The organism is Actinoalloteichus spitiensis RMV-1378 (assembly GCF_000239155.1).
Lineage (GTDB): Bacteria > Actinomycetota > Actinomycetes > Mycobacteriales > Pseudonocardiaceae > Actinoalloteichus_B > Actinoalloteichus_B spitiensis.
In genome coordinates, this window is the sequence record NZ_AGVX02000230.1 from 1 (window position 1) to 9,612 (window position 9,612).

General features: G+C 71.5%; 11 protein-coding genes. 9 read left to right on the top strand and 2 right to left on the bottom strand.

What is annotated here, in order from left to right; all coding sequences use genetic code 11:
• Nucleotides 1-166: 166 nt before the first annotated feature.
• Complete coding sequence (locus tag ACTIDRAF_RS31945) at nt 167-904, bottom strand: TetR/AcrR family transcriptional regulator (RefSeq protein WP_016698910.1); 738 nt, start codon at nt 902-904, stop codon at nt 167-169.
• Between the two features lie 60 nt (nt 905-964).
• Between ACTIDRAF_RS31945 and ACTIDRAF_RS0211610 the strand changes: the two genes are divergently transcribed.
• Both ACTIDRAF_RS0211610 and ACTIDRAF_RS0211615 read left to right on the top strand, forming a co-directional pair.
• Nucleotides 965-1,918 carry an ATP-binding cassette domain-containing protein gene (locus ACTIDRAF_RS0211610; RefSeq protein ID WP_083886247.1) on the top strand — a complete coding sequence of 318 codons (954 nt, stop codon included), beginning with the start codon at nt 965-967 and terminating at the stop codon, nt 1,916-1,918.
• Nucleotides 1,915-2,682 (top strand): ABC transporter permease, encoded by a 768-nt coding sequence (locus ACTIDRAF_RS0211615; RefSeq protein WP_016698912.1) that lies wholly within the window; start codon nt 1,915-1,917, stop codon nt 2,680-2,682. The genes ACTIDRAF_RS0211610 and ACTIDRAF_RS0211615 overlap by 4 nt, the downstream gene beginning before the upstream one ends.
• Nucleotides 2,683-2,943: 261 nt before the next feature.
• Here the strand turns inward: ACTIDRAF_RS0211615 and ACTIDRAF_RS0211620 are convergent, their stop codons facing one another.
• Nucleotides 2,944-4,290 (bottom strand): aspartate aminotransferase family protein, encoded by a 1,347-nt coding sequence (locus ACTIDRAF_RS0211620; RefSeq protein WP_016698913.1) that lies wholly within the window; start codon nt 4,288-4,290, stop codon nt 2,944-2,946.
• A 107-nt stretch (nt 4,291-4,397) separates the two neighbouring features.
• On the opposite strand from ACTIDRAF_RS0211620, the gene ACTIDRAF_RS0211625 reads away from it, so the two are divergent.
• The 7 genes from ACTIDRAF_RS0211625 (at nt 4,398) to ACTIDRAF_RS0211655 (ending at nt 9,491) form a co-directional block, all read left to right on the top strand.
• On the top strand, nt 4,398-4,874 hold the full coding sequence (locus ACTIDRAF_RS0211625) for an Lrp/AsnC family transcriptional regulator (RefSeq protein ID WP_016698914.1): 477 nt from the start codon (nt 4,398-4,400) through the stop codon (nt 4,872-4,874).
• 568 nt (nt 4,875-5,442) lie between these two features.
• Entirely contained in the window at nt 5,443-6,216 is a 774-nt protein-coding gene (locus tag ACTIDRAF_RS0211630; protein ID WP_016698915.1) for an alpha/beta fold hydrolase, read from the top strand.
• A gap of 66 nt (nt 6,217-6,282) precedes the next feature.
• A complete protein-coding gene (locus ACTIDRAF_RS0211635) occupies nt 6,283-7,203 on the top strand; it encodes an arginase family protein (protein ID WP_039786887.1) in 921 nt (306 codons plus the stop codon).
• A 158-nt stretch (nt 7,204-7,361) separates the two neighbouring features.
• Entirely contained in the window at nt 7,362-7,712 is a 351-nt protein-coding gene (locus ACTIDRAF_RS0211640) for an ArsR/SmtB family transcription factor (protein ID WP_016698917.1), read from the top strand.
• Complete coding sequence (locus tag ACTIDRAF_RS0211645) at nt 7,712-8,215, top strand: SRPBCC family protein (RefSeq protein WP_016698918.1); 504 nt, start codon at nt 7,712-7,714, stop codon at nt 8,213-8,215. The genes ACTIDRAF_RS0211640 and ACTIDRAF_RS0211645 overlap by 1 nt, the downstream gene beginning before the upstream one ends.
• 60 nt (nt 8,216-8,275) lie before the next feature.
• The gene (locus ACTIDRAF_RS0211650; RefSeq protein WP_016698919.1) at nt 8,276-8,689 is read left to right on the top strand and encodes a VOC family protein; all 414 of its coding nucleotides are present in this window, start codon (nt 8,276-8,278) and stop codon (nt 8,687-8,689) included.
• A 64-nt stretch (nt 8,690-8,753) separates the two neighbouring features.
• A complete protein-coding gene (locus ACTIDRAF_RS0211655; RefSeq protein ID WP_016698920.1) occupies nt 8,754-9,491 on the top strand; it encodes a DNA alkylation repair protein in 738 nt (245 codons plus the stop codon).
• The last annotated feature ends 121 nt before the right edge of the window (nt 9,492-9,612 follow it).

The following is a 9,612-nucleotide window of genomic DNA, read 5'->3' on the forward strand; positions in this document are numbered from 1 at the left end:
GGGAGCGCTCGCCGCCGGTCCCCGGGCGGGGTGGTCCCCGCCCGCCCGGGGGCGCGGTTCCGCTCCGCGTGCTGGGGGCGGTGGGACGACGAGGGCGGACCGGAGATCCACGACCAGCGCCCCGCCGGTTCTCCACCGGCTCCTGCTGGGTTCTCCGGCGGAGGGGCTACCGCTCGGCGTGGGGTGCCAGTCCGTCGAGGACGATGGAGATCGCCGCGTCGAACTCGTCGTCGTTGCTCGAGTTCGACACCGTGTCCTGCTCGAGGGTGGCCAGAACCCGGGGCAACGCGTCACCGGTGAGGGCGCGCAGGCGCGCGGCGAGGACCTGGTTGACGCCGGTGGTCGCCTCCTCGGTGAGGGTGGCGAGCTGGGCGGCCTGCTCGACCTCACCCCGCGTGTAGGTCCACAGCATGGTCAGCACGGTCACCGCGCGCTCTCCGGGGATCCCGGTGGGTTCCAGGCATGCCAGTCCCGACTCCAGCCGGTGCAGGTAGGACGGCAGCAGCGCTTCCGTCCCGACGGGGATCGCGGTCAGCCACGGGTGCCGTTCGTAGGCGCTCCGCAGGTCTCGGACCCAGGCGCGGAGCCGGTTCCGCCAGTCCGCGCCCTCGGGGGTGGCCCCCGGGCCGAGGGCGCGGTCGGCCGTGAGGACCACGAGGTCCTCCCGCGACTCCACGTACCGGTAGAGGGACATGGTCCCGCTGCCGAGTGCCTTGGCGACTCCGCTCATGGTGATGGCGTCGATGCCCTGCTCATCGCCGAGTCGGACGCCGGCCTCCAGGATCCGCTCGAGCGTCCACTTCGGCCGGGGCCCCTTGGTGGTGGCGGGCGACCTGCCCCAGGCCAGCAGGGCCGCTCGCGGGACGTCCGGGGGTGCGGGGTTCTCCTCGTGGTCGATCGCCATGCGGCCATCGTACTGCGTAACCCTTGCGCACTCGTACTGAGTAACGGTTACGCTGTAGATATGACGAGGTCATCGCCCCAGCTCACACCACCACTCATTGATCCCTCCGCCGCAGCCCAGCCAGCTCTCGCGGTCTCCGGGATCCGCAAGCGCTACGGCGACCGCGAGGTCCTCCGGGACGTGACCTTCGCCGTCCCGGAGGGCGAGGTCTTCGCCCTCCTGGGCCCCAACGGCGCCGGCAAGACCACCCTGATCCGCATCCTCACCACCCTGGTCCGAGCCGACGGCGGGACCGCCCGGCTCCTCGGGCACGACGTCGTCCGCGACCGGGCCAGGGTGCGCGAACTCATCAGCGTCACCGGGCAGTACGCGTCGGTCGACGAGGAGCTGACCGGCCGGGAGAACCTCGTGGTGGTCGGGCGACTCCTCCGGCTCGGGAAGACCGCGGCGCTACGGCGGGCGGACGAGCTCCTCGAGGAGTTCGACCTCACCACGGCGGCCCACCGCCGCGTCGGCCACTACTCGGGAGGGATGCGCCGCCGCCTGGACCTGGCGGCCAGCCTGGTCGCCTCCCCGCCGCTGATCTTCCTCGACGAACCCACCACCGGGATGGACACCCGGAGCCGGGCGGCGCTGTGGAACGTCGTCACCCGGCTCGCGCGCGGCGGGCGGACCATCATCCTCACCACCCAGTACCTGGAGGAGGCCGACGTCCTCGCCGACCGCATCGCCGTGCTCGACGGCGGGGCGATCGTCGCCTCGGGCACGGCGGCGGAGCTCAAGAGGAGAGTCGGCCGGGAGACCGTCGAACTCGTCCTCGACGACGGGACCGTCATCCGGTCCGTCACCGACGGCAACCCCGAACGGGTCCGCCTCCTGCTCAACCGCCTGCACTCCGAGGGGCGCCACGTCCGCACCCTCACCGTCCAGAACCCCACCCTCGACGACGCCTTCCTCGCCCTGACCGGCCACACCAGCGCGACGGCACCGACCGACAAGGAACCCGCCCGATGAGCACCGCGACACTCCCCACGGAGCTGGTCTTCGCCAAGCGCAGCATCACCCGCTCACTGCGCGACCTCGACAGCCTGGTCACCGCCGTCGTCGCGCCGGTGGCGATCATGGTGCTGTTCGTCACCGTGTTCGGCGCCGCCCTCGACTCCACCGTGGGCGGCTCCTACACCGACTACGTCACCCCCGGGGTGATGTTGCTGTGCGCCGGTTTCGGCGCCGCCCTCACCGCGACGTCCGTCCACACCGACGTCTCCAAGGGCTTCGTCCAGCGGCTGCGCACCATGCCCGTCCGCGCGTCCGGGGTCATCTTCGGGCACGTTCTCGCCAGCGTCCTGCGCAACCTGGCCTCCATCGTGATCGTGCTGCTCGTCGCGGTCGCCCTCGGTTTCCGGCCGACCGCCACCCCGCTGGAGTGGCTGGGCATCGTGGGCCTGCTGACGGCCTACGTCCTCGTGTTCACGCTGATCGCCGCCGCCTGGGGGCTCGCGTCGAAGTCCGTGGAGTCGGCGGGCATGTTCAGCTTCATCGCGCTGTTCCTGCCCTACCTGTCCACCGCGTTCATGCCGGCCGACAACCTGCCCGGCTTCCTGCGCGGCTTCGCCGAGCACCAGCCCGTCACCCTCGTCACCGACGCGCTGCGCGGGCTGGCCACCAGCGTTCCGGACTCGACCACCCTCACCCGTTCGCTGCTCTGGCTCGTCGGTCTGGGTGTGGGGGCGACACTGCTGACGGCACGCCTGTTCGACCGCGCCGCCCGGAGCTGACCGCTCGCGACCGGTGCGGCGTCCCGCTCACCCCGGCGACGCACGCCTCACCTGGCCTCGGGCCGGTGCGGAACGCGGACCACCCGTCCTGGGAAGGGCGGTCGCCACGGCGGCCGCCCTCCCCCCGCGCGGGCCCGCCTCCGAAGAACGGGACGGGGGTGGTCCGGGACCCCACCGATGACCTCCACCACGCGGGCCGGGAGTCGGGAGGCCTCCTGACCGACCCGCTTCTCGCGGGACCGCTCCCGGGCGACTCCACCCTCAGCCGCGCCCGACGACGGTCGTGAGGGCCTGGTCGAGGATGCCCAGCCCCCGGTCCAGTTCGTCCTCGCTGGTGGTCAGCGGTGGTGCCATCCGGAAGATGCTGCTGCTCCCGGGGAACTGGACGATGTTCAGGTGCAGGCCCAGCTCGAAGCAGGTCCGCGTGACCTCCCCACCGAAGTCGTGCGCCGGGACCTTGGTCTCACGGTCGGTGACGAGCTCGATGCCCTGGAGCAGGCCCCGGCCCCGCACGTCCCCGACGTGCTCGTGCCGGGACTGGAGTTCGAGCAGCCCGCGGCGCAGCCGGTCACCGAGCCGCCGCGCGGTCCGGTCGAAGGCGTTCTCCGCGAGGACGGTGACGACGGTGAGCCCCACCGCCGCCGCGAGCGGATCGGAGACGTGGGTGGTGCCGAAGTAGAAGCCCCGGTCGTGGCAGGTGGCCTCGATCTCGTCGCTGGTGACGACCGCCGCCAGCGGGAGCCCGGCGCCGAGCGTCTTGGACAGGGTGAGGATGTCCGGGACGACGCCCTCGTTCTGGAAGGCGTACCAGTCACCCGTGCGGCAGAGACCGGTCTGCGCCTCGTCGAGGATCAGCAGCATCCCGCGTTCCTCGCACTTGCGCTTGAGCGCGGTGAGGTACCCCGGTGGCAGCTCGATCACCCCACCCGTGCTCAGGATGGGTTCGGCGATGAAGGCCGCCAGACTGCCCACCGACTGGCGGTCGACCATCGCGAAGGCGTGGTCGAGTTCGGCCCGCCAGTCGTGCCGGCCGTCCCGCTCGAACAGCGGCCGGTAGGAGTTCGGGGTGGGGATCACAAGGTTGCCGGGGGTGACCGGGCCGTAGCCGCGTCGGGAGATGCCGTAGGTCGCCGCACCGGCGGCGTGCGTGACCCCGTGGTAGGACTGGTCGAAGGAGACGACCTCGTGGCCTCCGGTGTGGAGCTTGGCCATCCGGATGGCCGCCTCGTTGGACTCGCCACCGGTGCTGAGCAGCATGACCCGGTCCAACCCGGGCGGCAGGGTGTCCGCCAGCGCGGCGGCCAGGTCCACCACCGGACGGCTGAGCATCCAGCTGAACAGGTGGTCCAACCTGGAGACCGACCGGTTGACGCATTCGACGATCGCCGGGTGGCAGTGGCCGAGCAGTGCGCTCATCTGCCCGGAGGTGAAGTCCAGGATGGCGCGGCCCTCCGAGTCGAAGACCTCGGAACCCGCCGCCCGCTCGATGATGGCGGGCACGAAGTCGTTGCGCGCGTAGCGGATCAGGTGGCGACGAGCCGTCGCCCAGAACTCGTCCGCCGACTCGGCGGTCCGCACGGTCGTTCGAGGGTCGGTGGTCCTGCCCATGTCCTGCCCCTTCTCCTGGCGGCGGCTGTGGCCAGACTAGGACGGACACCGCGAAAGCCGATTGCGGATGTTGCTGGTGAACGGGGGTATCGGGGCACACTCAGTGCGTGGATCGCACCGATCGCGCCATCATCGACCACCTGCGCCGCGACGGCCGTCTGGCCAACACCGAGATCGCCGACCGCGTCGGCCTCACCCCCTCGCCGTGCCTGCGCCGGATCAGGCGGCTGGAGGACGAGGGCGTGATCCTCGGCTACCACGCCCGCATCGCCCCCCACGCCCTCGACCGGGCCTTCGAGGTCCTGGTCGACCTCGAACTCACCGACCAGGCCCGCGCCACCCTCGAACGGTTCGAGGCCGCGCTGGTGTCCTTCGACGAGGTGGTGGAGGCGCGCCGGATGTTCGGCGCGCCCGACTACCACGCGGTCGTCGCGGTGGCGGACCTGGCGACCTACGAGCGGTTCCTGACCCAGCGCCTGATGGCCGTCCCCGGGCTGTCGAAGCTCCAGTCCCGCTTCCCGATGAAGACGATCAAGGACGACGTACCCGGCGGGCGAGGTGGCACGGGGGCGGCGAGCACGTGACCGGGTGCGGGGGTGCGGCCGCCCGGCGTCCCCGGCACTCCGTGCCACCCGTCCCGGCGGCTGCGCGCTGACCTCGGTCGCACGGAGTCGTCCGACGAGCCGCGGCCGGTGGTGAGCCGCCGGCGCCGGTCCCGTGGACACGCGCCCGTCGGCCACGGCCCGGGCGGGTGCGCCTGGGTACCGGGTGTCGCGCTCCACCGCACCCGGTCGTCCCGGCGGAACGCTCCGACGTCCACTGTGCTCCGTCGAATTCGTGGAAAACGCCGGTCGGACCGGAGGTCGCCGATAGACTCCGGTCATCACGACGGGTCGGGATGCGGAGGTTCGTCGCAGTGCGCACCCCTGGTCCTCCTCGGCGCGCCGACCGCCTGGCAGCACGCGGTGGCCCCGGACGTCACGGATCGAGGAGCGGAGCGGTCCGCCCGTCGCCTCCCGTGCTCCCCAGGCGGCCCTCCACCCGCCGGGCCGACGTGACGGCGACCCGCCCCCCCCAGCGCCCGGCCATCCACCCCCGCCTGGCGCGGGTGGTGCCACTCCCACGGCCGAACCGGCCACGAAGGACGACACCATGCACAGCGACACGTTCGGTAGCGGAACCCCGGTCCTGCTGTTACACGGCGCGGGCGTCAGCGGTTGGATGTGGCGACCGGTCCTCGAACACCTCGGCCGGGACGTCACCGCGATCGTCCCGGACCTGCCCGGATTCGGTCGCACCGCCCACCGCCCCTACGTCTCCCACCAGGAAACCGTCTCCGAACTGGCGGACCTGATCAGGCGCACCGCGCCCCGGGGGGTCCACGTCGTGGGGTTCTCACTCGGCGCCCAACTGGCCATCCTGCTCGCCTCGCACCACCCCGACCTCGTGCGCGGCGCCGTCGTCGTCAGCGCGGAGACCACACCCGCCCCGATGCCGGGCACCACGCTGGCCCTGGTGTCGGCGACCGCGTCGCTGGCCCGGCGCGCGTGGTTCGCGCGAGCCCAGGCCAGGCAGCTGGCCATCCCCGCCGACCTGACCCCCGACTACGTCCGGGACAGCGCCGCGACGACCAGGGAGACGCTGGTGGCCAGCGTCGGGGAGAACATCCGCTTCACCCTCCCCTCCGCGTGGTCCACGGTGTCCACCCCCGTCGCCGTACTGGTGGGGGAGAAGGAGCGCCGGCTCATGCGGAAGTCCGCGCGGATCACCAGTGACCGGGTCCCCGGCGCAACCCTGCACGTCGTCGAGGGAGCCGGTCACGACATCCCCTTCACCAGACCGGCGGAACTTGTCACCGTGCTGCGGAATACTTCCGGTCTCCCCGTCGGGCAGGGGCGGACAGCCGAGCCCGACTCACGGGACTGAGCGGGGCGCCGGTGCCACCCCGGCGACGCGCCAGCACCCTCCCGGGCGCCCAGTGAACGGAGTGACGTGGCAGGACGTGCGCGATCCATCGCGGTGCTCGACGCACCCTCCAACCTCGGGCTGCGGCCCCCGCCGGACGGCGGGGTGCCCGGCTGCGGCAAGGCACCCGGGGTGCTGCGGGACGCGGGCCTGCTGACCGCGCTCGGCGCCGTGGACGCCGGGGTAGTCACCCCGGGGCGCTACCGCCCGGACTGGACACCCGGCACCGTCCGCAACGAGGCCACCATCGCCGAACACGCGGCCCGGCTCGCCGCCCGGCTCGACAGGATCACAGGCCAGGGTGGACTCCCGCTGGTGCTCGGCGGCGACTGCTCCATCCTCGTCGGCGTCGGTGCGCACCTGCGGAGACGGGGCAGATTCGGCCTGGTGTCCTTCGACGGCCTGGACTACCGGCACCCCGGGAACAGCGACGCGGTCGGAGCCGCTGGCGGGGAGAGCCTCGCGCTGGCCACCGGACGTGGCGGGATGTTGGCGGAGCTCGACGGGACACGCCCCTACGTCCACCCCACCGCCACGGTGGCGCTCGGCGTGCGCCCCGACGACGAGTACCTCCCGGACGCCCGGGCCGCCGGCCTTCGGGTCATCACCTCCACGGCCGTCGCCGACGATCCGACCGGGGCAGCGCAAGAGGCACTGCGGACGGTGGAACGCCCCGGGCTGGACGGGTTCTGGGTCCACGTGGACGCCGACGTCCTCGACCCCAGCGTGATGCCGGCCGTCGACAGTCCGGAACCCGGCGGCCTCACCGCCGACCAGCTCGGCGTCGCGCTGGGCCACCTGGCCGACTCACCCCGTCTGGCCGGGGTGGATGTGACCATCTACGACCCGGACCGCGATCCCGACCCCGACTTCCGGCACGGGAAGCTGCTGGCGGACCTGCTCGTCTCGGCGTTGGGCGGGACGGGCCGCGCCACGGCGAAGCGGTAGTCGCCGGCAGATCGCCGCGTGGGGTGGGCGTCGCACGCCAGGCCGCGCCCCCGGCACGACCGTTCGTCCGAGGGGCAACCCCACCTCCGTCGGGTTTGCTCCCGCTTCGCTGGCACTGTATAAAACTCAATGGTAATGAAACCGGAGGGTTGTGGACGATGGGATCCGATGCGCTCGACAAGACGTTCGCCGCACTCGCCGACCCGACCCGACGCGCCATCCTCGCCCGTCTGGCCCAGGGGGAGGCGACAGTGACGGAACTCGCCGCGCCGTTCTCCATCAGCCAGCCCGCGATCTCCAAGCACCTGAAGGTGCTCGAACGGGCTGGCCTCGTCGTTCGGGGCCGCGACGCGCAACGACGCCCCTCCCGGCTGGACGCCACTCCCCTCCGCCTGGCGGTCGACTGGCTGGAGGAGTTCCGCAAGATCAGCGAGGAACGCTTCCAGCGGCTGGACGCGGTCCTCGCTGATCTGACGTCGGAACGAGACGGAAAGTCGGACGTCCACTGATGTCGCTCGCCGGCGACGCCACCTCGGTGCGCGTCATGACCCCCTCGGACCTCGAGATCACGCTCCGGCGGTCCTTCGACGCCCCCGCACACCTGGTCTTCGCCGCCTGGACCCAACCCGACCTGCTGGTCCGCTGGTTCGGCGCACGAGGCTGGAACCTGGTGGAGTGCGAAGTGGACCTGCGGGTCGGTGGCACGTGGCGGTTCGTCTCCCGAGGTCCTGGCGGCGCGGAGATGACCCAGTCCGGCGTGTACCGCGACATCGAGCCGGCACGGCTCCTCGTTCACACCGAGTCCTACGACGGAGCCGACCACCCCGACCTCACCCTCCTCGTGACGACGAGGTTCGTGGAACGCGCCGGACGCACCACGGTCACCAGCACGATCCTGCACCCCTCCCGGGAGGCGCGGGACAGGACGTTGCGCACTCCGATGGAGCGAGGCCTGCGGGAAAGCCACGCCCGGCTCGACGTGCTGCTCGCGTCGGTCCAGGGCTCCGAGTGAACCCGAGGGCTAGCCCGCACACCGACAAGCACAGCAGGGTCAGACAGAGAGGAGCCGCACATGAACTGGACCCTGGAAGTCGTCACGATGCCGGTCGCCGACATCGACCGCTCCAAGGAGTTCTACGCGGAGCAGATGGGTTTCGTGGTGGACCACGACACCAGGGTCGACGGCGGTCCTGGCATCGTTCAGTTGACGCCGAGGGGCTCGGGATGTTCGATCGTCCTCGGCACCGGCCTGGTGCGGATGAAACCGGGATCGTTGCAGGGGCTCCAGCTCGTCGTCCGCGACATCCGCGCGGCCCGGGAGGAACTGCTGGGCCGGGGCGTCGAGATCAGTGCGGTCCAGGTCGCCGGTCCAGAGGGCTTCCGGCGGGCGGAGGAGGGTGAGGACCTGGACAACGTGGGCTTCGCGTTCTTCGCGGACCCCGACGGCAACCAGTGGGCCCTCCAGCAGATCTCGTCCCGATCCTGATCACCGGGCTCGTACTGCCGGCGGCACTCGGCCCCGGCCGAAGCGGAAGCACAGGGATGGGTGGATGACGACCATACTCACGGCGGACGACTTCGTCGAACGACTCCACCAACACCGGTCGGAGGAGGAACTCCAGAAGATCCAGCGCTACTTCAAGTCCGGTCCCGGGGAGTACGGCGAAGGCGACACCTTCCTCGGCGTCCGCATGGGACAGGTTTTCGCCCTCGCCAAGGAATTCATCGACATGGCGCCGACCCAGGTCGAGCGGCTCCTGGAAAGCCCGCTCCATGAGGTCAGAGCGGGCGGGCTGAGCATCATGGACAAGCAGGCGCGGCGCCGGAGGACGCCGGAGTCCAGGCGCCAGGAGCTGTTCGACCTCTACCTGCGGCGGATCGACCGGATCAACAACTGGGACCTGGTCGATGTAGCCGCCCCCCACGTGGTCGGAGGCTACCTGTTCGACAAACCCCGCGGCATCCTCTACGAGCTGGCTCGCTCCCCGAACATCTGGGCACGCCGGACCGCGGTGGTGAGCACCTTCTACTTCATCAGGCACGACCAGGTGGACGACACCTTCCGCATCGCCGAGATCCTGCTGCACGACAAGGAGGACCTCATCCACAAAGCGGTCGGAGGATGGGTCCGGGAGGCCGGGAGGAGGCAGCCCGACCGGCTCATCGCCTTCCTGGACGAGCACGCGGCCACCATGCCGCGCACGATGCTGCGCTACGCCATCGAACACCTCGACAAGGAACGACGCGACCACTACCGGGAGCGAGACGGGTTCGCCCGACGCAGGTAAGCCCTCCTACCCGGGTACCCGCTCCCCGCCGCGAACCTGATCCATTCCCGCCCTCCGCCTACCCGAGCGGTGACGGGACGCGACCACGCGTGGCTGCCGCTGCCAGCGGCTCATCGGCATC